At 68.4% G+C, this 20,994-nt stretch carries 22 protein-coding genes and 2 pseudogenes; 6 read left to right on the forward strand and 18 right to left on the reverse strand.

Annotation, left to right across the window (positions count from 1 at the left end; translation table 11 throughout):
• Positions 1 to 21: 21 nt before the first annotated feature.
• On the forward strand, positions 22 to 774 hold the full coding sequence (locus ACZ3H8_RS31850) for a TetR/AcrR family transcriptional regulator (RefSeq protein ID WP_467407727.1): 753 nt from the start codon (positions 22 to 24) through the stop codon (positions 772 to 774).
• Between the two features lie 37 nt (positions 775 to 811).
• On the opposite strand, the gene ACZ3H8_RS31855 is transcribed toward ACZ3H8_RS31850, so the two are convergent.
• The 8 genes from ACZ3H8_RS31855 to ACZ3H8_RS31890 form a co-directional block, all read right to left on the reverse strand.
• Entirely contained in the window at positions 812 to 1,078 is a 267-nt protein-coding gene (locus tag ACZ3H8_RS31855) for a DUF4235 domain-containing protein (RefSeq protein ID WP_467407729.1), read from the reverse strand.
• Positions 1,078 to 1,506, reverse strand: coding sequence for a DUF3618 domain-containing protein (locus tag ACZ3H8_RS31860; RefSeq protein ID WP_467407730.1), 429 nt, complete (start codon positions 1,504 to 1,506; stop codon positions 1,078 to 1,080). Before ACZ3H8_RS31860 ends, ACZ3H8_RS31855 begins: the two co-directional genes overlap by 1 nt.
• The gene (locus tag ACZ3H8_RS31865; protein WP_467407876.1) at positions 1,503 to 1,925 is read right to left on the reverse strand and encodes a phage holin family protein; all 423 of its coding nucleotides are present in this window, start codon (positions 1,923 to 1,925) and stop codon (positions 1,503 to 1,505) included. Before ACZ3H8_RS31865 ends, ACZ3H8_RS31860 begins: the two co-directional genes overlap by 4 nt.
• A 46-nt stretch (positions 1,926 to 1,971) precedes the next feature.
• Positions 1,972 to 3,051 (reverse strand): YihY/virulence factor BrkB family protein, encoded by a 1,080-nt coding sequence (locus ACZ3H8_RS31870; protein ID WP_467407731.1) that lies wholly within the window; start codon positions 3,049 to 3,051, stop codon positions 1,972 to 1,974.
• A 506-nt stretch (positions 3,052 to 3,557) separates the two neighbouring features.
• On the reverse strand, positions 3,558 to 4,802 hold the full coding sequence (locus ACZ3H8_RS31875; RefSeq protein ID WP_467407733.1) for a cytochrome P450 family protein: 1,245 nt from the start codon (positions 4,800 to 4,802) through the stop codon (positions 3,558 to 3,560).
• Positions 4,799 to 5,755 carry an amidohydrolase family protein gene (locus tag ACZ3H8_RS31880; RefSeq protein WP_467407734.1) on the reverse strand — a complete coding sequence of 319 codons (957 nt, stop codon included), beginning with the start codon at positions 5,753 to 5,755 and terminating at the stop codon, positions 4,799 to 4,801. The genes ACZ3H8_RS31875 and ACZ3H8_RS31880 overlap by 4 nt, the downstream gene beginning before the upstream one ends.
• On the reverse strand, positions 5,752 to 6,636 hold the full coding sequence (locus tag ACZ3H8_RS31885; protein WP_467407735.1) for an NAD(P)-dependent oxidoreductase: 885 nt from the start codon (positions 6,634 to 6,636) through the stop codon (positions 5,752 to 5,754). Before ACZ3H8_RS31885 ends, ACZ3H8_RS31880 begins: the two co-directional genes overlap by 4 nt.
• Complete coding sequence (locus tag ACZ3H8_RS31890) at positions 6,633 to 6,971, reverse strand: antibiotic biosynthesis monooxygenase family protein (RefSeq protein WP_398991867.1); 339 nt, start codon at positions 6,969 to 6,971, stop codon at positions 6,633 to 6,635. Before ACZ3H8_RS31890 ends, ACZ3H8_RS31885 begins: the two co-directional genes overlap by 4 nt.
• A 667-nt stretch (positions 6,972 to 7,638) precedes the next feature.
• On the opposite strand from ACZ3H8_RS31890, the gene ACZ3H8_RS31895 reads away from it, so the two are divergent.
• Complete coding sequence (locus ACZ3H8_RS31895) at positions 7,639 to 9,018, forward strand: hypothetical protein (protein ID WP_467407737.1); 1,380 nt, start codon at positions 7,639 to 7,641, stop codon at positions 9,016 to 9,018.
• Positions 9,019 to 9,074: 56 nt separating this feature from the next.
• On the opposite strand, the pseudogene ACZ3H8_RS31900 reads toward ACZ3H8_RS31895, so the two are convergent.
• The 3 genes and pseudogenes from ACZ3H8_RS31900 to tgmA form a co-directional block, all read right to left on the reverse strand.
• Positions 9,075 to 9,336: pseudogene (locus tag ACZ3H8_RS31900) on the reverse strand (SpoIIE family protein phosphatase); the annotation flags it as partial.
• Between the two features lie 181 nt (positions 9,337 to 9,517).
• On the reverse strand, positions 9,518 to 10,447 hold the full coding sequence (gene tgmB, locus ACZ3H8_RS31905; RefSeq protein ID WP_467407738.1) for an ATP-grasp ribosomal peptide maturase: 930 nt from the start codon (positions 10,445 to 10,447) through the stop codon (positions 9,518 to 9,520).
• Between the two features lie 13 nt (positions 10,448 to 10,460).
• Positions 10,461 to 10,652 (reverse strand): putative ATP-grasp-modified RiPP, encoded by a 192-nt coding sequence (tgmA, locus tag ACZ3H8_RS31910; protein WP_307659487.1) that lies wholly within the window; start codon positions 10,650 to 10,652, stop codon positions 10,461 to 10,463.
• Between the two features lie 510 nt (positions 10,653 to 11,162).
• On the opposite strand from tgmA, the gene ACZ3H8_RS31915 reads away from it, so the two are divergent.
• The gene (locus ACZ3H8_RS31915) at positions 11,163 to 11,951 is read left to right on the forward strand and encodes an oxidoreductase (RefSeq protein WP_467407740.1); all 789 of its coding nucleotides are present in this window, start codon (positions 11,163 to 11,165) and stop codon (positions 11,949 to 11,951) included.
• Between the two features lie 9 nt (positions 11,952 to 11,960).
• Here the strand turns inward: ACZ3H8_RS31915 and ACZ3H8_RS31920 are convergent, their stop codons facing one another.
• From ACZ3H8_RS31920 to ACZ3H8_RS31940, 5 genes and pseudogenes are all read right to left on the reverse strand, one after another.
• Positions 11,961 to 13,151: an ABC transporter ATP-binding protein gene (locus ACZ3H8_RS31920; protein ID WP_467407741.1), complete on the reverse strand. Its 1,191-nt coding sequence runs from the start codon at positions 13,149 to 13,151 to the stop codon at positions 11,961 to 11,963.
• 38 nt (positions 13,152 to 13,189) lie between these two features.
• Positions 13,190 to 14,023: a carbohydrate ABC transporter permease gene (locus tag ACZ3H8_RS31925; RefSeq protein WP_307659491.1), complete on the reverse strand. Its 834-nt coding sequence runs from the start codon at positions 14,021 to 14,023 to the stop codon at positions 13,190 to 13,192.
• Positions 14,023 to 14,967, reverse strand: a complete 945-nt coding sequence (locus tag ACZ3H8_RS31930; RefSeq protein WP_467407743.1) for a carbohydrate ABC transporter permease — start codon at positions 14,965 to 14,967, stop codon at positions 14,023 to 14,025. Before ACZ3H8_RS31930 ends, ACZ3H8_RS31925 begins: the two co-directional genes overlap by 1 nt.
• A complete protein-coding gene (locus ACZ3H8_RS31935; RefSeq protein WP_467407745.1) occupies positions 14,964 to 16,292 on the reverse strand; it encodes an ABC transporter substrate-binding protein in 1,329 nt (442 codons plus the stop codon). Before ACZ3H8_RS31935 ends, ACZ3H8_RS31930 begins: the two co-directional genes overlap by 4 nt.
• 152 nt (positions 16,293 to 16,444) lie before the next feature.
• Positions 16,445 to 16,624 (reverse strand): annotated as a pseudogene (locus ACZ3H8_RS31940) (cupin domain-containing protein); the annotation flags it as partial.
• A 179-nt stretch (positions 16,625 to 16,803) separates the two neighbouring features.
• Here ACZ3H8_RS31940 and ACZ3H8_RS31945 point away from each other — a divergent pair.
• The gene (locus tag ACZ3H8_RS31945) at positions 16,804 to 17,616 is read left to right on the forward strand and encodes an SAM-dependent methyltransferase (protein ID WP_467407878.1); all 813 of its coding nucleotides are present in this window, start codon (positions 16,804 to 16,806) and stop codon (positions 17,614 to 17,616) included.
• A gap of 80 nt (positions 17,617 to 17,696) precedes the next feature.
• Here the strand turns inward: ACZ3H8_RS31945 and ACZ3H8_RS31950 are convergent, their stop codons facing one another.
• Together ACZ3H8_RS31950 and ACZ3H8_RS31955 are read right to left on the reverse strand one after the other, a co-directional pair.
• Positions 17,697 to 18,599: a helix-turn-helix domain-containing protein gene (locus ACZ3H8_RS31950; RefSeq protein ID WP_467407746.1), complete on the reverse strand. Its 903-nt coding sequence runs from the start codon at positions 18,597 to 18,599 to the stop codon at positions 17,697 to 17,699.
• An 87-nt stretch (positions 18,600 to 18,686) separates the two neighbouring features.
• Positions 18,687 to 18,902: a DUF397 domain-containing protein gene (locus tag ACZ3H8_RS31955; RefSeq protein WP_467407879.1), complete on the reverse strand. Its 216-nt coding sequence runs from the start codon at positions 18,900 to 18,902 to the stop codon at positions 18,687 to 18,689.
• Positions 18,903 to 19,102: 200 nt separating this feature from the next.
• Between ACZ3H8_RS31955 and ACZ3H8_RS31960 the strand changes: the two genes are divergently transcribed.
• Together ACZ3H8_RS31960 and ACZ3H8_RS31965 are read left to right on the forward strand one after the other, a co-directional pair.
• The gene (locus ACZ3H8_RS31960) at positions 19,103 to 19,636 is read left to right on the forward strand and encodes an ATP-binding protein (RefSeq protein ID WP_467407748.1); all 534 of its coding nucleotides are present in this window, start codon (positions 19,103 to 19,105) and stop codon (positions 19,634 to 19,636) included.
• Positions 19,637 to 19,711: 75 nt separating this feature from the next.
• The gene (locus tag ACZ3H8_RS31965; RefSeq protein WP_467407749.1) at positions 19,712 to 20,965 is read left to right on the forward strand and encodes an AI-2E family transporter; all 1,254 of its coding nucleotides are present in this window, start codon (positions 19,712 to 19,714) and stop codon (positions 20,963 to 20,965) included.
• Positions 20,966 to 20,994: the final 29 nt, after the last annotated feature.

The following is a 20,994-nucleotide window of genomic DNA, read 5'->3' on the forward strand; positions in this document are numbered from 1 at the left end:
TGGTCGTGGAAGGAGCGTGCCGTGCCCAAGCCCGTGGTACCGGAGGAGTCCCGGAGACGGCGGCGACCCACGAAGAACGGCGCGGTGCTCTCGGAACAGCTGATCGTGGAGACCGCGCTGCGCATGCTGCGGGAGCACGGGAGCGCGGGCCTGACCGTCCGCCGCCTCGGCACTGCCCTGGGGGCGGACCCGAGCACGCTGTACCGGTACTTCAGCGGCATCGACGACCTGACGCTCGCCATCGGGAACGTGCTCGTGGGGCGTGCCCTGGCGGGGTGGCAGGGCACTGGCGACTGGCGCACCGACCTGCGGGAGCTGGGGCTGCGCATCCACACCGCGTATCTCGGACATCCCCAGGCGGCTGTGCTGACCGCCAGCCGGGTGAGCGGCAAGGGCTGGGAGGTGGCGGCTGACGAGACGATCCTGGGGCTGCTGCGCACAGCCGGCTTCGCGGACCCCGACGCGGTCAGGATCTATCAGGCGTTCATCGACCAGAGCCTGGCATTCGCGGCGCTGGACGCAGCCTCACTGGCGCTGCCGGCGGCGGCACGCGCGGCGGACGAGGAGGTCTGGCAGGCCACATACGCCAGGCTGCCCGCCGCGACCCATCCGCACATCGCAGCGACCGCGCACCTGCTGGTCGCCCGGATGAACCAGAGCGCGTATCCCACCGCGCTGGAGATGCTGCTGGACAGCGCATCAGCCCAGCTCAGCCAGGCACAACGCGGGAACGGCGGCGGAGGCGCCAGCCGGGGCGGGGGCGGGGGCGGCTGAGCCTGCGCTGAGCCCCCGGCCGCACCAGCAGGCCTGGTCAGCCGGGCCAGGTTCCGGTAAGGCGGTGCACGGTGCCGGCACCGCTGCGGTCGACCGCAGCCTTGACCGCGGCGAAGATCGCGCCTTGCAGCGTGGCGGCGATCAGAACTTCCCGCCAGCTGCGGTCCTGGTCGGTGGCGTCCGGGGCATCTTCGTCATGACCGATGGCCTTCCACACTTGCTTGAAGACCGCGCTGGCGACCGCACCGCTCACGGCGCCCAGCGCAAAGCCGACCGGCTTGTAGGCAACCTTCGACGCTTGCATCAATTCCTCCTGCCGCGTCGGATGAGGACAATCACGCCGAGCGCGGCCACGCCGGCGGTGATGAGCAGGATCCGGTTACCGCGCGCCAATTCGGTTGCCCGAGCCGCCCTTGCTCGCACCGGCTCCGGAGTGCTGTCCTCGATCTTCTCTCCCAGGACGTGGGCAGTCTCGGTCAACTGCTGCTTGGCATGCGCGGCCTTCTCACGTACCGGCTCGGGGGTCTTGTCCTGGGCCCTGTGCAGGGCGTGGGCGGCCTTGTCGTGCACCTGGCTCTTCACCTTCGCCGCCTTCTGCTGTGCCTGTGCTTTGACATCCGCCTTGCCGGCCAGCGCTTCGACCGTCTGACCGAGCTCCTCGCGGGTGACCTCCACCTGCTCACGCAGTTCCTCAGTGGTGGGCGTGGAGTCGTTCTGGGACTTGTCCGTCATCGGTGTGCCCTCTCCTTGATCTCGGCCACGTCGGCCTTGACACTGTCGATGGCCTGCTCGGGGGCGGGCGGGACGGCCTGGCTCACCTGCTTCTTGCCCACGGCGGCAAGCACGGCCGCCACCGCAATCAGGACGGCGGCTACGACAAGCGCCGCTACCCACAGCGGCCAGACCAGGTCCAGCGCCACGATCGCGGTGGCCGCAAGCGCCTGCAGGGCGATGAAGCCGATCACTCCGGCTCCGCTGAACAGACCTCCGCCGATCCCGAACCGCTTACCCTTTTGCTTCATCTCCGCCTGCGCAAGCCGCAGCTCCTGCCGCATCAGCTGAGAGATCTGCTCAGACGCCTGCTTGACCAGATCGCTCACCGAGGCCTCGGTGCCCTGCCGCGGCGGCGGATGGTCCACCGACCTGCTCATCGTCGTGACCTGCCTTTCGTTGCTCAACCGGCATCCACATCCCGGCTCAGTCGCTGCCCATCTCCTTGCGCTCCTCCTCACTCCATTTGCGGGTGTCGCGGGGCTGGACGTAGGGCTCCTCGCCCTCGGGGTGGCCGCCGATGGTCGCGCGTTCACGGGCCAACTCCGCGTCGAATTCCAGACCCAGCAGGATCGCCAGATTCGTGATCCACAACCAGACCAGGAAGACGATCACCCCGGCCAGGGTGCCGTAGGTCTTGTTGTAGGAGGCGAAGTTCGCCACGTACAACGCGAAGCCGGCCGAGGCGATCATCCAGATCACCAGGGCCAGGAAACTGCCCGGGGTGACCCACTTGAAGCCACGGCCCCTCGCGTTCGGCGACGCCCAGTACAGGATCGCGATCATGATGGTGACCAGCAGGACCAGGACCGGCCACTTGGCGATCGACCACACCGTCAGCGCCGTGTCCCCCATCCCGATCGCCGTACCCACCTGCTTGGCAAGACCGCCGGTGAACACGACGAGCAGCGCGCTGACGCACGCCATGATCATCAGCACCAGCGTCAGGGCCAGGCGCAGAGGGGTGACCTTCCACACCGGCCGTCCCTCAGGGATGTCGTAGACGACGTTGGAGGAGCGTATGAACGCGGCCACGTACCCCGACGCCGACCACAGCGCAATCAGCAGACCGGCAATCGCCAGGATGGATCCGGTGCCGCTGCTGGCCTGCAGCTGCTCGACCGCGCCTGTGATGATGTCGCGGGCTGAGCCGGGGGTGAGCTGCCTGAGGTTGTCGAGGATGCTCTTTGTTGCCGACTCACCCGCGATCCCCAGCAGCGAGACCAGCACCAGCAGCGCGGGGAAGAGTGCCAGCACCCCGTAGTAGGTCAGCGCGGCCGCCCGGTCGGCCAGCTCGTCGTCCTTGAACTCCGCCACCGTCCGCCGAAGCACCGCCCACCACGACTTCTTGGGCATGTCGGTCGGTTCGCTCGGCGCGTCCCGCTCCACCTGCGGATCGGGCCCCACATCCCCGTCCGTCCGGACGCCCGCTCCCCCGGCTCCGGGCTCATGCCGGCCATCCTGGGGGTGCGCATCCTCGCGCCAGCGTCGCTGAATCCCTGCCATGACATTGCGGGTAGCCGCAAGCACACGTCACGAAACGCCATGTAAGGCTGTAAATCGTTTCGGGCGCGCCGCCGGATTGCGCAGTCATGCCAAGCGGGTGCCCGAATTGCAAGGCGCCGACGAAGAAGAACGGATTCCACACGGTCTCCGACCCGTACGGCGCGGCCGAACGGAACGGCACCGTCATTCTCCTCGGCGCGGGTGATGCGAAGTCCGAATCGGAGCCCGATTCCCGGGGCTCCCGAATGTGGCTCGGCAGATTTGGCTCCGCCCCCTCGGGGGAGGAATCCGGGCTGGCGGCCTTCGCCAGAACCTGGGAATGGGGCCACGGTTCCCTCAAGATCGAGGCGTCCGGACGCTTCGAGTACTGCTGGCGCCTCTTCCGCTCCTGCGGCGTCCAACCCGCCCCCTGCGACTCCGACAGCCTGATGGGAGCCGAAGTCTGTCGCGGCCGCCCCAGGGCCCCGGGGCGGCCGCGTAGGACCCCGACATCCCCCCACTGTCGGTCACGGCACAGCAGGATCGAGCACGACGGGCAGCTCCGCGAGACCGCGGAAGGCGGGGAACGGAACCTCCATCCAGCGCGCCTCACTCGCGGGGTCGGCCAGGGCCAACCTCGGAAAACGGCTGAACAGACCGGTGAGAGCGAGTTGCATCTCCAGTCTGGCCAGAGGCGCTCCCAGGCAGTAGTGACTGCCGTGCCCGAACCCGAGATGGGCACTTTGCGCATTCTGCGGTCGCGTCACATCGAACTGGTCCGGGGAGTCGAACTTCAGCGGGTCGCGGTTGGCCGAAGTGAGCGCGATCTGAACCAGCGCGCCCTTCGGAATCCGCGTCCCGGCGATCTCTACATCCTCGGTTGCGTAACGGAACGTCGCGGTCTCCACCGAGCCGTCGTAGCGCACCAGCTCCTCCACCGCCGGCCCGACCAGCTCCGGGTTCTCCTGAACGGCGCGGAGCTGCCCAGGATTGGCGAGGAAGTGGTAGACGGCGTTGCCGATGAGCAAGGCCGTCGTCTTGTGGCCCGCGAACATCAGCAGAAACGCTGTCGAGATCAGCTCGCTCTCGGTGAGCCCGCCGTCACTGTCCCGGGCTACGGTGAGGGCGCTGAGCAGGTCCTCACCCGGGCTGCTGCGCTTACGCGCGAGGAGATCCGCGAAGTACGCGTGCAGGCTCTCTTCCGCCTTCTGCTGGGCCTTCTTGGATTCCTCGCCGAACCCGGTGTTGGCCACCGTGGTGGACCAGCCCTGCACCTGAGACCGCTCGTCCGGCGGCACGCCGAGCAGTTCGCAGATCACGGTGATCGGCAGCGGGAACGCGAACGCGGGCAGCAGGTCGACCGGTTCCCGGGTCGGGCATTCATCCAGCAGCGTCTCGACGACGTCCTGGATCCGGGGCCGCAGCGCCTCCACGCGGCGCGGGGTGAACTCGGAGTTCACCAGCTTGCGCAGCCGGGTGTGCTTCGGCGGGTCGGAGTTGAGCATGTTGTCGTCCAGAGCCACGGACGAGTCACCGAAGATCCTTCGGTAGGCGTCCATGGCGCCGTACATGTCTTTGCTCAGCCGTGGATCCGACAGGGCGGCCCGCGCGTCCTCGTACCGCGTGATCAGGTACGTGTCGATCCCGTGCGGCGGCCGCATGGGGCAGACGGGCGCCTCATCCCTGAGGTGCGCGTAGACGGGGTGCGGGTTCCGTCTGAACTCGGGGGTGCACCGCGCGGCTGCGGCGACTGGGTCTTCCACGGTGGTCACGGACGGCTCCTGAGGTCGAAGAGGGCCTCGGCGTTGCCGCCGAGGATGAGCTGCCGGGACGCCTTGTCGATCGGCAGCTTCTCGATCATGCGCATGAACTCCTCAAGTGGCACGGACATCGGCGGTGAGTCGGTGCCGAAGAGCAGCCGCTCCGGCCCCAGTACCTCCGCGTTGAGGCCCAGGTGCGCGGGGCTGAATGTGCTGGTGTCGACGTACATGCGCTGCAGCGCCGCGGCCGGGTCGGCCGCCGGCGGGGCGGAGGGCGGCGCCGACGGCGCGCCCCCGCCCCAGTGCCGGGGACGCGCCGCCGTCTGCAGACGTTCCGGCAGCAGTGCCAAGGCGCCGCCGCCGGTGGCACCGATCAGTCGCAGGCCGGGATACTTGTCCAGCCATCCCGCGAACGCGATCATGGCCATGCCCATGGTGATGTCGCCGAACCGGCCGATCTGCTCGACGAAGCCGAAGTCGTCGACCCGCTCGGTGCCGATCGGTTCGGCCGGGGCGTGCACCAGGACCGGCACTCCCATCTCGGCGGCCAGTGCGAAGAAGGAGTCGGCTCGCGGAGAGCCGAGCAGTTCGCCGTGGACACTGGAGGTGGTGATCAGGCCGACGAAGGCAGGGTCTGCCAGCGTCTCCCGGACTCCTTCCAGGTGATCGTCGTCGCCGAACGGGTTGGCGTACACGTACCCGCGCAACTGGTCAGGGAACGAGGCGATCAGGCCCGACATCCAGGCGTGGAAGCCTCGCAGCCGGTCCCGTGGCTGTGCGTAGTTGTCGACGCCGGGGACTCGCGCCATCGCGCCGGCGCCGACCGGACTGCCGATGATGGTGAGGTCGATCCCGGCCTGAGCGCGGGCGGCGAGCATTCCGTCGACGTCGGTCAGGCTGGGGGGCATGGGGAAGCGTCGGGCGGCCTCCGGTGGGGACAGATGGCCGTGGATGTCGATGATCATGTGTGAGTTCCCGGGTTCGGTGTGAGGGCATGGGTGACCGCGACACAGTCCTCGTCGCCGAATCCCTGCTCGGTAGCGCGGATGTGGGTCTCCGCAGCTGCGACTGCGAGCGGGAGTCGCAGCCCGGCCGCGGCGGCCTGGTCCGCGACGAGCATGAGGTCCTTGGCCATCAGGCGCAGCCGGAAGTCGGGCTTGTCGAAGTGCCCGGCTGCCAGGCGCTTCGACTTGAACGCCATGACCGGAGAGGCGAAGCCGCTGCCCGCGATCGTGCTGAGGACGAGTTTCCGGTCGAGTCCGGTGACGGCCGCCAACTCGACGGCCTCGGCCAGAGCCTGCACCTCAATCCCCATCAGCAGGTTGAGGAGCAGCTTCATCCGCATGCCGGAACCGAGTTCGCCGAGGTGGACGACCTCCTTGCCCAGCAGTTCGAGCAGCGGCCGGCCCGCGGTGAAGACCCGCTCCTCGCCGCCGACGAACAGCCGCAGCTCGCCGGTGCGGGCGTGCTCCCGGTTGCCCAGCATGCCGACGTCCAGAACGGAGTGTGTGTTCCCGGTGAGGCGGACGACCTCTTCGGGGGCGACCGTGCTGGCGCAGACCAGGGCGCCGGGGTACGGGGCCCCGGTCAGGACCCCGTCCGGTCCCCGCAGGACGGCGCCGAGGGCTTCGCCGTCGGCCACGGTGCAGATGGCAGCGCTCGTGCCCTCGACGGCATCGGCCGGGTGGGCTGCGGCGAAGGCGCCGGCCTTGGCGAGCGGACCGGTCCGCTCCGCGGTGCGGTTCCAGACCCGTACCTGAATGCCCTGGTCCAGAAGGCGGGTGGCCAGGCCGGTGCCCATCGTGCCGAGACCGAGGACGGCGACAGGGCCGCTGGGGCGCGTCATGCCTTCCCTCCCACGGTCTCCTGAATGACCCGGAACCGCAGCGACTGGGTCTGGTCGACCCACTCGCGCAGCGGAGCCACCAGTGCGCGGTGGTCCTCGCCCTGCTGCCATGCGAAGAAGTGCTCGGGCGTCTCCCACTCGCTGGTGATCACCCACTGCCGGGAGTCGTCGAGGGGTTCTCCCAGTCGGTCGACGAGGTGTCCAGGTACGCGGGCGACGGACTTGCGTATCCGCTCGTACACATCCCGAAACCCTTGCTCGCCGCCCTCGATGACGTGGACTGCGTACACCACGGACAGCCTCTCGGCCGTTTGGCCCTTCTGCGCAGTGCTCATGTCTCCTCCTGATGGTGAGATCTGGCAGAACACGACTCCAACCGACTCATGGCTCCCGTGGCCACGCAACTCCGACGTGGGCACAGCCCAACGGAGACAAGGGCTCCGCCGCGTTTGCTAGCCCGTACGGGTGAGAGTCGAAGGGCCCTTCTCTGAGGTGATTCCGGACGCCTCACGTCACACCATCGGGGGGCCTCTTGGGCCTTGAGGATCGGTAACGGCCACACTGCTGCGACGCCGGCTCGTCCCGGAGAACGGCAGCCCCGGGGCAGCCGTGCTGCGCCCCTCGAACCGCGGAGCGTCCGCCACGGCTCTGCCGCCCCGAGGAGCTCAGGCCGGACAGTCGACCGCTCTGCTCCTTCGCTCGGTCGAGCCACGCCCGCCCTCAGCGAAACAACGCCTCCGCCGCCCCTCAAGACGACGGAGGCGGCGTCCTCCAGGCGACGGGCAGCTCTCGACGAGTTGCCCGGCCGATGCCCAACCGGCGCCACCTGACTGCCCGTTCACAGCGTGGTGCTGGTGTGACGTACGTCATGGGCGAGGTTGTGGAGAGTCTCCGCGGTGGGCATGGTCGTGTGGGATCGTCAGGGCCAGTTGTTACTCGCTGGTATTCGCGAGTTCCTTCCTGTTGCGCGTACCCCCCACCACACGCCCTGAGGTTTCCCACGTGCGTAAGTTGTCTGCCAGGCATGCCCTGTTGGCGGCTCTGGCCACCGTTTCCCTGCTCACCACCGGGTGTTCGGCCGAGACCGGGGCTTCGTCCCCGGCCGCGGCCGGCGCCGATGCGCCGCGTCCCACCAGCACCGTGAGCCCCGCCCCCGACCCCGCGCGGCAGCTCGCCGTGGCCGGGACGCCCAAGGGGGCGCCGACCGCCGTCGCCCGTGCGGGCGAGGACGGGAAGGCGAAGAAGTCGCCGCTCAAGGTCGCGTCCTACGACCGCAGCAGCCGACGGGCCGTCATATCCGTTACGGAAAAGGCGTCATCCGCGACCGCCTCCGCCGATGACGTCCCCGCCGTCGGGGACGTCATCGCCAGCGGGCCCGCGCCCGGGGCTCCTGACGGGCTGCTCGCCAAGGTCACCGACGTGGCCGGAAAGACCGGGAAGGGCACCGAGGTCAAAACCGAGCCTGCGACGCTCGGCGCGCTGCTCGGCGACGACAAGGCCGACGGGACCGTACCGGTCGACCCGGCGAGCGTCGACGTCGAGCCGTTGGTCCAGGGCGTGAAGGTTTCCTGGGCCAAGGCCGGGAACATCCATGTGGGCCCCGAGGGCGCGAAGGTGCCCCTGGGCAGCCTGCGGATCGACGTCGGGGGGTCGGTTCCGCTCCCGGTCACCGAGGGCGCTCCCGTGTCGGGGTCGGCGTCGGTCGCGGGCTATGTGCAGCTGGCCCCCGAGGTCGAGTTCTCGTACGACGGGTCCTCCGCTCTCACGCCGGACTCGGCGTTCCTGGGTCTCACCGGTGACTGGACGTCACAGTGGGAGCTGAAGGGCAGGGCGGCAGCGGGCGGCAAGCCGGTGCGGATTCCCTTCGCCAAACTTCACGCCGATCCCGTGATCCAGGTCGGGCCGGTGCCGGTCGTGGTGAACCTCGACCTCACGGCGTACGTCCAGGTGGCCGCGAACGGCACCGTCAGCGTCGACGTCAAGCAAGACCTCAAGGGCGGGTTCCGGATCGGCGGCAGCTACTCGAAATCGGACGGCTGGAAGCCGGTCAGCACGTCCGACATGACCAGCACCCCGGTACAGGCGAAGGTGGCGGCGGCGGGCACGGTGAAGGCCTCCCTCGGCGCCGAGGCCACAGTCGGGCTGTACGGCGCGGTCGGCCTCACCGCGGATCTCGCCCCGTACGTACGAGGCGAAGCCGGCGCCGAGGCCACGCCCGAGTCCGTTGTGGGGGCCTGGAAGATATACGGCGGCGTGGATCTGACGGGGTGGCTGCAGCTGCAGTTGTCCATCTTCGGCACGCCAATCTTCGAGCACCGCATCCCGCTGGGCGCCCTGCACCGCGAATGGCTGCTGGCACAGGGCAAGGGCACCGTCTCCTGACGCCCCAAGACGGCAACGAAGAGCCCCTGCCGGGGAATCCGGCAGGGGCTCTTCAGTCATAGGCGCACGATGACCAGGGCGGTGTCGTCGGTGGCACCACCGGGCGCGAGCAGGTCGGCCAGCAGGGCGTCGGCGAGGGTTTCGGGGTCGGCTGCCTGGTGGCGGGTCAGGGAGGCGGCGAGCCGCGCGAGGCCGGTGTCGATGTCTTCCCGGCGGCGCTCGATCAGGCCGTCGGTGTACAGCACGAGGACGGCCCTCGGTGAATGGCGCGGCGGCCTGGAGGCGGGGGGCGTGTTCAGGGCGGGCGCCGAGTGGGGGTCGGTGGCAGCCGGGCAGGTCACCCGGGCGGCCCTCGGCGGCAGGAGACGGCTGGAGGGCGTGTCGACCGACGGCGGCCCGGTCGACGCCACCGCCCCGTCAGTCGAAGCGGCCGTCAGTCGAAGCGGCCGGTCGGTAGCGCGGCCCTGCCTGCACCCGCACGCTCCGCCCTAAGCTCGAATCACGCGGCGGTGGAACTCAGCCAGCTGGCCACCGCTTCGGCGATCGGCTGCCCGGTCTCCAACTCCACGAAGCCGAACTGACCTCCCTGGTTGCACTCCAGGAACCACCACGTGCCCTCCGAGTCCTCCGCGAAGTCGAAGGCGCCGTAGGCGAGTTTGGCGAGATCCTTGTAGGCGGCAACGGCGCGCGTGATGCGAGCGGGCACCTCGACGGGTTCCCAGCTGTGCCCGGTGTCCCCGTACCGTCCGTCCACCTGCCCGGGCTCCGAGACCTTCCGCGCGGCGAACTGCTCGTCACCGACGCTGGTCAGCCGGATGTCGGCGCGCTTGGGGATATACCGCTGCAGCAGCGTGGGACCGGCGGCAACACCGGCGAAGTCCGCATCCGGCGGCACCAATGTGGTGGGCAGCGCCATCGGCGGATCGTTGGGCGGCTTGCCCGACACGGACTTCACCACTACGTGCCGGTACTGCTCCGCGAACTGACGCGCCATCTGCGGGTAGGTGGTGATGATCGTGGCCGGCACCGGGAACCCGCTCCGGTGGGCAAGGCGAAGCTGCCACGGCTTGTTACGCGCCTTCGCCGCAGCGCCGGGATCGTTCATCCAGCGTGCCGTCGTGCAGTCCAGCATCCCGTACAGCGCCTGCCCGCTTTCCGCGGACAGCCACGCGGATGGTTCCGCGGCGTGCGCCGCCGGCTCGTTGGGCCTGCGTATCCATATCGAACGCAGTCCACTCATACTCACCACACGCCCGCCCGCCGACAGATAGCCGCGGAACTCGCCCCGCACATATTCCGCCGACAGAGCCCCCTCACCCGGAAGGTCACCGGGATCGAACCGCACCAGAGGAACGCCTCGGTCGTGCAGCTGAGCCACCACCATGTCCGCGGTCACATCCTGCTCGGAAGTCAGGATCAGCACCGTCATCGCGTACGGTCACTCAGTCGTCGAAGTGGGTCGCGGAACCGGCCTTCGAGGTGGTGGTGCCAACTGCCGCCAGCAACGCCTTGTCCATGATGGCCGGACGCCCGTCGGACAGAACGTTCAGCTGAAGGATGGGGTCGTACGCATACTGGTCGATCACCGGTGACAGCTCAGCCGGACGCGCATAGTTCCACACAAACGGTCTCATGCTTCTCTCCCTCCCCTACAGGGCCCGCCCACAGCCCCACTCATGCCACGTAAGTAACAGTACGTATCAACGACGTAATGGTTTCATTACATACCGTCATAATTCGGAAAACTGTGAGCGTCAGGCAGAGGGCAGATTCGGACAACTACGCGGCCAACTACGCGGCCAACCCCGCGAACACACCCGCTCGCGGCTCGCTGACGCCTGCCTGACACCGAGATAGACGCCAGAACGAGCCATCGGGTGCACCGGAAGGCCAAGTGACCTGTGTCACCACTGCGTTCAGCCGGCCTGAGGGCTGTCAGACCAGCACAGCGGCCGCCGCGTCGAAGAGGATGTTCGCGGTGATGGCGTCCGGGTGGCCGAGCCCTTCCGGGCGCCAGGACTCTTCTGTACCGCGGCGTGGCGCACGCCGCAAAAGTGCCGATAACGCCCCTGGATGGGGCAGCATCCTTGGCCTCGGGCCGTCCGCGATCCGGCGTTGCCCGGCACCCACCCCCTGGAGTCCTGATGGAGCTGCACCTGGCAGGCAAGGCGGCCGTCGTCACCGGCGCGAGCAAGGGAATCGGCCTGGCAATCACGCAGGCGCTAGCCGCCGAAGGCGTCAGCGTAGCCGCGGGCGCCCGCACCCTCACCGCCCCGCTGGCCGAACTCGCGGCGGGCTCCCAGGTCCGCCCCGTACTCGTAGACCTCACCACCGCCGACGGCCCCGCCCAGCTGGTCGACGAGGCAGTCTCACTCTTCGGCGGGCTGGACATCCTCGTCAACAACGTCGGCGCCGTACGCCCGCGTCTCGGCGGCTCCCTGTCCGTCAACGACGACGACTGGTCCTGGAGCCTGACGATCAATTTCCTCGCCGCCGTCCGCACCACCCGAGCAGCCTTGCCCCATCTGACCGACCGTGGCGCCGGCACCATCGTGACCGTCAGCTCGGTCAACGCCTTCCTGCCCAACCCGTCCATCATCGACTACTGCGCAAGCAAGGCGGCCCTGACCAACTACTGCAAAGCCCTGTCCAAAGAGGTCGGACCCCGCGGAGTACGTGTCAACACCGTCAGCCCAGGACCAGTCGAAACGGCCCTGTGGCTCGGCAACGACGGCGTCGCCGTCACAGTCGCACAGCACAGCGGCACCACCCCTGACGCCGTCGCGCAACAAGCGGCGACCGAGTCGGTCACCGGCCGCTTCACCCGCCCGCAGGAAGTAGCCGACCTCGTCCTGCTCCTGGCCAGCGACCGCGCAGGCAACATCACCGGCTCGGACTTCGTCATCGACGGCGGACTCATCACCACACTCTGAACCCGCCACTCATCCACCGCTGTTCTCACGGTGGGTGAGGTTCACACCGGTGCGTGGGTCGAAGACGTGGATCCTCGAGGTGTCCACCCACAGCTCGGCCCGGCTTCCCTCGCGGACCCGGGTCGCGGTGTTGAGCCGGACGACGATCTGGTGGCCGCTGCCTCCCGTCTCTGTGAGGCCTGAATCGGCGGCCAGCTCCTCCAGTTCCGAGGTGGCGGTCGGCTGCCAGTCCTCCTCGGTGAAGTACGCGTAGACGTCCGAACCCAGGGACTCCACCACGTCCACGGTGGTGGTGAAGGTGGTCCCGGGCCGGCCCGGATCGATCAGTGCGGCGTCCTCGAAGGCTTCGGGCCGCAGGCCCACGATGAGGTCCCGGGGCGCGTTCTGGCGCTCCAGGCTCCGGCGTACCTCGTCGGACAGGGGGATGTCGCCGACGATGGTGCGCAGCACGTTCTCCTCCAGGGTGGCGTAGAGGAAGTTCATGGCGGGTGAGCCGATGAACCCGGCGACGAAGAGGTTGCGTGGCTCGTCGTAGAGGTACTGCGGGGTGCCGACCTGTTGAACGATGCCGCTGCGCATGACGACCACGCGGTCCCCGAGCGTCATCGCCTCGGTCTGGTCATGGGTGACGTAGACGGTGGTCGTGCCCAGCCGCTGCTGGAGGCGGGAGATCTGGGTGCGCATCTGTACCCGGAGCTTGGCGTCGAGGTTGGACAGCGGCTCGTCCATCAGGAACGCCTTGGGATTGCGGACGATGGCGCGGCCCATGGCGACGCGCTGGCGCTGGCCGCCCGAGAGGTTCGCGGGTTTACGGTCCAGATGAACCGTCAGATCGAGGATGCGGGCGGCTTCCTCCACCTTGGTTCTGACGGTGTTCTTGTCGACCTTGGCCAGGCGCAGGGCGAAGCCCATGTTTTCGCGCACGGTCATGTGCGGATAGAGGGCGTAACTCTGGAAGACCATGGCGATGTCGCGGTCCTTGGGCGCCTTGTCGTTGACGACCTGGTCGTCGATGCGGAGGGTGCCGTCGGTGATGTCCTCAAGTCCGGCGATCATGTTGAGCGTGGTGGATTTGCCGCAACCGGAGGGCCCGACCAGGATGACGAACTCCCCGTCGCCGACTGTGAGGTTGACGTCCCGCACGGCCAGGGCGCCGTCGGGAAACCTCTTGGTGATGCCCTCGAGAACGATCTCGGCCACGGTCGGTGCTCCTTGTCCTGACGATCGGCTGCTGCCGGTCAGCCCTTGACGGCCCCGGACGTCAGTCCGGCGACGATGCGCCGCTGGAACAGCAGCACGAAGACGATGATCGGAATGGTGATCACTACCGCGGCGGCGGCGATCGAACCGGTGGGCTGCTGGAACTGACTGCTCCCGGTGAAGAAGGCGATCGCCGCCGGCACGGTGCGGGCCCTCGTTGTCGAGGTCAGGGAGATCGCGAACAGGAAGTCGTTCCAGCAGAAGATGAAGACGAGGATCGCGGTGGTGAACACGCCCGGCGCGGCCAGAGGCGCGATCACCAGCCGGAAGGCCTGGGCGGGCGTGGCCCCGTCGACCTTGGCGGCCTTCTCCAGATCCCACGGGATTTCCCGGAAGAAGGCCGAGAGGGTGTAGATCGCGAGCGGAAGGGAGAAGGTCATGTACGGGATGATCAGCCCCGGCCAGGTGTCGAAGATGCCCAGGATGCGCTCGATGTTGAACAGCGGGGACACCAGGGAGATCGGCGGGAACATCGCGATCAACAGGGACATGCCGATCAGCAGCTTCTTGCCGGGAAAGCGCAGCCTCGCCACGGCGTAGGCGGCCATGGTGCCCAGCACAACGGCGATCACGGTGGCGATCAGGGCGATGCCGATCGAGTTGATCAGGGCACGGGTGAACTCCGAGGTCTCGAAGATGCCGCGGTAGTTCTCCAGCGTCCACTTCTCCGGGACGAAGTTGCCGTCGGTGAGGGTACTGGGGTCCTTGAACGACAGCGCCGCGATCCACCAGACCGGGAACAGGGCATAGGCGATCACTACGGTGTTGGCGATGGCCCAGCCGGTGAGGTGCCGCTTGCCTGCGCTGGCCATCAGCGTCCCGCCTCCTGTGCGCCGGGGGCGGCAGCCCCGAAGAGTTTGATGAAGGCGAAGGCGATCAGGCCCACGCAAAGGAAGATGAGCACGGAGATTGCCGATCCGATGCCGAGGTTGAGCGCGGTGAACAGGTTGTCGTAGCCGAGGATGGACACCGAGCCTGTGCCATGAGCGCCCGAGGTCAGGATGTAGATGTTGTCGAAGATCCGGAAGGCGTCCAGGGTGCGGAACAGCAGAGCCACGAGGATTGCCGGTTTCATCAGCGGCACCGTCACCAGGGCGAAGCGCTGCCAGGCGGACGCGCCGTCGACCATGGCTGCGCGCAGCGTCTCCTCGGGCACCAGGGCGAGTCCGGCCAGCAGGAGAAGCGCCATGAAGGGGGTGGTCTTCCAGACCTCGGCGAGGATGATCAGCCCGATGGCCGGCCACTGCTCGGTCAGCGGGGCGTCACCGGACGGCAGGAGTGCGGCGAGGTAGCCGGTGTCCGGGGTCCAGGCGTACTGCCAGGAGTAGGCGGCGACCACGGTGACGATGCCGTAGGGGATCAGGATCGCGGTGCGCACGGTCCCCCGCCCGAAGATGGCACGGTGCATGACCAGGGCCAGCGCGAAGCCGAGGACGAGTTCCACGGCCACGGAGACGGCGGTGATGAACAGCGTGACCCAGAACGCCTCCCACCAGAATTCGGAGGAGAGCACGGCCCCGTAGTTGCTCAGGCCCACGAAACGCGCCTGGTTCGGGAAGCGCAGGTCGTAGCGCTGCAGGGACAGATAGATCGCGTAGCCGATGGGGTAGGCCGTGACGGCGAGCATGACGACCACCGCGGGCGCGCACAGCAGCAGGCCCAGCCGTCGCTCCTGTCGCGCGCCCTCGGACAGTGCCTCGGTCCTGCCGGGCGCCGGGGCCGGGGCCGTCGACGTAGCGGGGGTCGGGGTGTTCACGGGATCAGCCCCTTGGACTGGAGGGCGTCCTCGATCTGGCTGCCGATGTTCTCGACGTCGCTGCGGGGCTGGATCCCCGAGGGCGGGGAGAGCGTGTGCGAGATCGCGATGGACACATTCTGGTAGGCGGGCGTCTGGGGGCGGACGCTGGCGTTCTCCAGGGCCGAGAGCACTTCGGAGGCGAACGGGTAGCTCTTGGTGAGTGCCTTGTCGGTGTAGAGCGCGCGCAGCGTGGGCGGCAGTCCGCCCTTGAGCGCCGCGGTCATCTGGTTCTGGCGATTGCGCAGGCACAGCGCGGCCTCGAACGCGAGGCCGGGATGGCGCGAGTAGGCGCCGATGGCGAGGTCGATGCCGCCGATCGTGGGTCTCGAGGGCCGGCCCGGGGCCACGCCGGGGTACGGCGCCCAGCGGAAACTCTTGAACAGCTCGGGCTTGTTCGCCTTCATCGACGGATACACGAACGGGTAGTTCAGCTCGAAGGCGGCAGTGCCCGACTCCATGGCGAGCCGGTTCTGGTCCTCCATCTGGTTGGACAGGGAGGGGTCTGCGGCGGGTGAGGTGGCCAAGTCGTGCATGATCGTGGCCGCTTGGACCGCGGGCGGCCCGAGCGAGGGTGCTGTGGCTGCGGCGTTGAGGATGGAGCCGCCCGCGCTCTCCACGAGCGTGTTGAACCAGACCGTCAGCCCCTCGTACTGGGCGCCCTGGATCTCGACGTAGTGAGGCTTGCCCTCCTTGGCGAGGTCGCGTGCCATGTCCAGCATCTCGGCCCAGGTCTTGGGGGGCTTGGGCACGAGGTCGCTTCGGTACCACAGCAACTGGGTGTTGGTGTTGTACGGGACGGCGTACAACTTGCCCTTCCATGTGGCCGTTTGCAGCGGCACTTCGAGGGTGCCCTCGGTGGCGCTGCGCCGGTTGCTGCCCGTCCACGGCAGGATCCATTTGGCCTCGGCGAACTCCGCGGCCCAGGTGACATCGAGGCCCAGGATGTCGAGGGCGTCGTGCGCGGCGAGCCGACGGACGAGTTGCTGACGCTGGCCGTCCGCGCCGCGCGGAAGCTTGTTGTACGCGATGCGGTACCGCCCGCCCGAGGCGCGGGTGCAGTTGCTCGCCGCTTCGGCCAGGGCACCTGAGTCGTCGGGAAAGTTGTACCAGTTCAGGCTGACCGGGCCGTCGGGTTCGCTGGAGTCGCAGGACAGCAGCCCGGCCAGCAGGGGCAGCACGGTGAGGCATCGGAGCCGCCGCGTGGCGCCACGACCGGCGGGGCGCGGCGATGCCTCGCCGCGCGCCCGTGCCGGGTGGGCCTGTCCGTTCGTGCGCCCCACCATTCACCTCCCGGACCAGCGGTCACCGGGTGGCTGGTCACCCCGCGCAGCGCCGTCGTCCCGGCGAACGTAATCGTTGCCCCGCCGCTGTCGGCGCAACGCGTCGTGGCGTAGACGGGAGATCCCCCGGATGGCTTGCCACCCGCCGGCGCGGGTCACGTGGTGGCGGGGTGTGCCCGTACGTGCGTCCGCTCGCCCTGCGCTCCGAACAGGGAGAGGAACTCGACTGGCCGGTCTCCTGCGTTGGCGAAGCCGTGGGGTGTGCGGGTGTCGAATTCGGCGGCCTCGCCGGCAGTGAGGATGAGGTCGTGCTCACCGAGGGCTGACCGGACCCTATGGCCGACCCGGTACGCGTATGGACAACGTTCTGAGGTCCGCCGCACCCGAAAGCGGCATGGCTGAAAAGCATGGCGCGCCCTTGTTCCCCCCTTGCGTGGCCTATGCCACGTCACGCCCTCTCCCTAGCATGGTCGTCCTACAAAACCTGATCTCGACAGACGCGGGTGAGAACTGGATGCAAGGGGAGCCGTTGCGCCCAAGCGCCATCGACACGACGGTGCCGAGCGTGGCACGCATGTATGACTACTTTCTCGGGGGCGACGACAACTACCAGTCGGACCGCGACGCATGCGAGCAGCTGCTGAAGCAGGTGCCCAGTACCAAGGTGCTGGCGGTCAACAACCGCCGGTTCCTGCAGCGTGTGGTGCGACTGCTGGCCAGCGAATACGGCGTGCGGCAGTTCATCGACCACGGCTCCGGTCTTCCCACCCAGGACAACGTCCACCAGGTCGCCCAGGCCGTCGATCCCGCCTCGAAGGTGGTCTACGTCGACAGCGATCCCATCGTGCTGGCCCACGGTCGAGCGCTGCTGGACGAGAACGACCGCACTGCGGCCATACAGGCCGACATGCGGGACACCGATGGCATCTTCGGCCATGAGGAGACGAGGGGACTGATTGATTTCAGTCAACCTGTCGCGGCTCTCTTCGTATCGGTACTGCACTGCATCCCGGACGAGGACGACCCGGCCGGCCTCGTCCGGCGCGTCGCGGAGCGTCTGGTGCCGGGCAGTTTCCTCGTCGTGTGCCAGCTCGTCAGCGACCGGCCGGAGATCCGGAAGTTCGTCACCGATTTCATGGCCGAGGCCACCGACGGCAACTGGGGCAGAGTGCGTGAGGAGCGCGAAGTCACCGAGTACTTCACCGGCCTGGAGATTCTTGAGCCAGGCCTGGTGGAGGTTTCGACCTGGCGACCGGACAGCGATCTGGCCCCCGTCCAGCTGACCGACGAATGGATCGAGTGGGGCGGCCTCGCTCGGGTCGGGTGACCCCGAACGCACGCCTTCGGCCGTGTGCGGCCCGGGTACAGCGCCCTCGGCGCGCCGTACCTGGCCGCCGCCGTTTCACATCAGAGGGTGAGAATACGCTCGCGCAGCACCGCGAGTGACTCCGCAGGCGTCAGCGCACATGCCCCCAGCCGGTCCAGCATGTTCCGGTACTCCTCTACGACCAGCGGCTTCTGAGTGAACGTCGAATCTGTCAGGTGCTCGACGTACACGGCATCCTTGAGATCGCTCAACGCGAAGCGCAGACAGGTCACGCCGGTGCCGACTCCGACCGCGGCTGTCACATCCAGCGGGGCGATCTGCAGGGTGACCCGGGGGCGATCCATCATCTTGACGAGGTGCTCGAGCTGCGCGCGCATGACGTCCGGACCGCCGACCGCCCGCAACAGTACGGACTCGTCGATCACCGCCCACAGTCGCGGCGCATCCGGTTGGTCCAGCTGCCGCTGCCGTTCCTGCCGCAGATCGACCCGGCGCATCACCTCGTGTGAGAGGAGATGGCCGGGTCCGGCTTGGATCACAGCGCGGGTGTACGCGGGGGTCTGCAGCAGCCCGGGCACGTAGAACGGCTCGTACGTACGGATGCGTTCGGCCGCTCCTTCCAGAGCGACCAGCGGGGTGAAGAAGTCGGACAGGACGTCGCTGAACGAGCGCCACCAGTCGGTCCGGCGGGACTGGTCCACCAGGTGGAGGAACTCGGCGACGCGCTCTTCGCGGTCCACCCCGTAGAGACTCAGAAGGGCCAGGGCGTCGGCAGGCTTGCAGCTGTGCCGCCCCAGCTCCATTCGACTGGTTTTCGACCGCGAGAACCCGAGCCGACCGTCGACGTCCGCAGGGTCGAGCCCGGCGGCAACGCGCAGCTCGCGCAATTTGCCGCCGAGGATCAGCCTCAGCGCAGTCGGGTTGTTCTCTACCGCCCCTAGCGGTCGTACGAACAACGACGCATTCGGGTCGGCTGCAGCCATCGGGCGCTCCTGCGGACGCTAGGGAGTCGCCAGTATCCACCAAAGCCACTCCCCGACTACGGAACTCGACATTCCTATGGGCCTCTTTCAGCCAATGACAGAGTCGAAGTCTCCACCTCGGGCACCCGCCACGAACGCCGCAATCTCATCCCGCGTATAGATCAGCGCCGGCCCCTGCGGATCACGGGAGTTACGAATCGCCACATGCCCACCAGGCAACTCCGCTATCTCCACACAGTTCCCCGTCGCGTTGCTGTGACTGCTCTTGGTCCACGTCGCCGAGCTCAGCGCACTTGCCTGCATGCCGTTGAAGAAAGACTCCACTGCAACAGCCCCTCACCGTTCGCACGTTCGTTCGCCTCACCCCCCATTGAATGCAATCCCAGATGCAATTGCATTCTCGGGTGGTGCTAGACCATACTCGTTCCACGGCGGCTGCCGCAGCGTCTAAGTCCCAAGCCCCCAGGGGGACATGACCAGTGACCACCCACCTGCCAGCCTCAATGAGCACGAGCATCCGGCACGGAGGCCGGTTCTGCGGTGCCGAGCCTGGCGCGGAACTGCCGCCCGGATCAGCCGGTTCAGGCGAGCCGGAATGGGAACTGGTCCAGGGCAACAGCCCGGTCGGATTCGCCGCATGCGGCCTGGACGGACAGCTTCGAAACGCTCCCCAGGCACGGCACTTCGTCGCCGCGACCCTCAATGGGTGGGCGCTGCACCCTCTCGTTCCTGACGCCGCGGTGGTCGTCAGCGAACTTGTCACCAACGCCGTCCAGCACGCGCTGGACCCCGCTTCGCCCGACGACGGGGACTACCCCGTCTGGCTCGGCATCTTCCTGCACCCCGGCAACCTTGTCTGCGCGGTCACCGACCCGAGCTCCGATCCGCCGCGTCCGCGCGACGCCGACGCGTGCGCAGTCGGCGGCCGGGGCCTCAAACTCATCAGCGCACTGAGCGACACCTGGTCGTGGTCACTGACACCGCCGCGGGGCAAGACCGTATGGGCGACGCTGCCCCTTCACCCACAGGTCAGCTGAAACAGCGTTACCCCTTCGGGTGAACATCGCGCCGGTGGCGTGGCACGAAGGGTTCCCGGTGGTACGAGCTTGTGGATGTCCAGGCCCTCGGATCCGCAGCCCAGGAACCCGGACCCCGGCGCGCCGTCCTCCGGGCGCCGGCACCGGATCCGCACGGCGTCGCGTCAGGCGCTGCGCAGCATCACCCGGCGTCCGGCCGGGAACCCGGGCACTCTGCGCCCGCAGCCGCCCTCCCGCCCCGGCGGCGAACCGCGGGTGCTCCCCACCCTTCAGACGGCTGCCGCCTACGCCTGGCGGATTCTCGTCGTCGGCGCCCTCGTATACGCCGTCTTCTCGGTGCTGGGGCGGTTCCACGAGATCGCCGTGGCGGTCTTCCTCGGCATGGTCATCACCGCGATGCTCCGGCCGGTGACCGACCTCCTCGGGCGCGTCCTGCCCCGACCGCTCGCCGTCGCCGTGTCCCTGCTCGGCAGCATCTTCCTCGTCCTCGGGATCCTGAGCCTGGTCGGCGAGACGGTGGCGGGAGAGCGGGCCGGGCTGCAACGGGAGTTCGGGGCGGGCGTCGGCAGGATCGAGCGCTGGCTCGAGGAGCCGCCGTTCCGGCTCAACCCCGACGCGCTCACCGACATCCAGTCCCGGATCGGGCAGTTCCTGTCCAGCCACCGGTCCACCCTCATCAGTACGGCGCTCAGCGGCGCCGGCCGACTCGTCGAAGTCCTGACCGTGTTCGCCCTGGCCCTCTTCTGCTCGGTCTTCTTCATCCACTCCGGCGACCGGCAGTGGGGCTGGTTCTGCGACCAGCTTCCGCCGGCTGCCCGGGATCGGGTGTCGACCGCGGGCCGTGCGGCCTGGCGGACCTTCACCGGCTACACCCACGGCATCGTCCTTGTGGCCGCGACCAACGCGATCCTGGTCGGCGTCGCTCTCTTCGCTCTCGGCGTGCCGCTCGCCATTCCGCTGGCCATGCTGGAGTTCTTTGCCGCCTTCATTCCGCTGATCGGCTCACCCATCGCCCTCGCGATCGCCGCAGTGGTGGCCCTGGCGGCCAAAGGCCCGCTGATCGCGGCCATGGTCGTCGCCCTCATCGTGATCATCGGACAGATCGAGGGCCATGTGCTGCACCCGATCGTGATGAGCTGGGCTGTCCGGCTGCACCCGGTGGTGGTCGCGCTCTCGGTCATCGGCGGGGCCATCGCGGCGGGAGTACTGGGAGCGGTGGTGGCCGTACCGCTGGTGTCGGTCCTCTGGTCGGCACATCAGGCGCTGCGCCGGGCGCGCGAGCCGGATCCGCTGCAGCCCCCGGCCGCCGACAGAGGGACGGACTCGTAAGGCCCTGACGAACCGTCTTCGCCGACGGG

The organism is Streptomyces sp. NPDC002868, assembly GCF_055563295.1.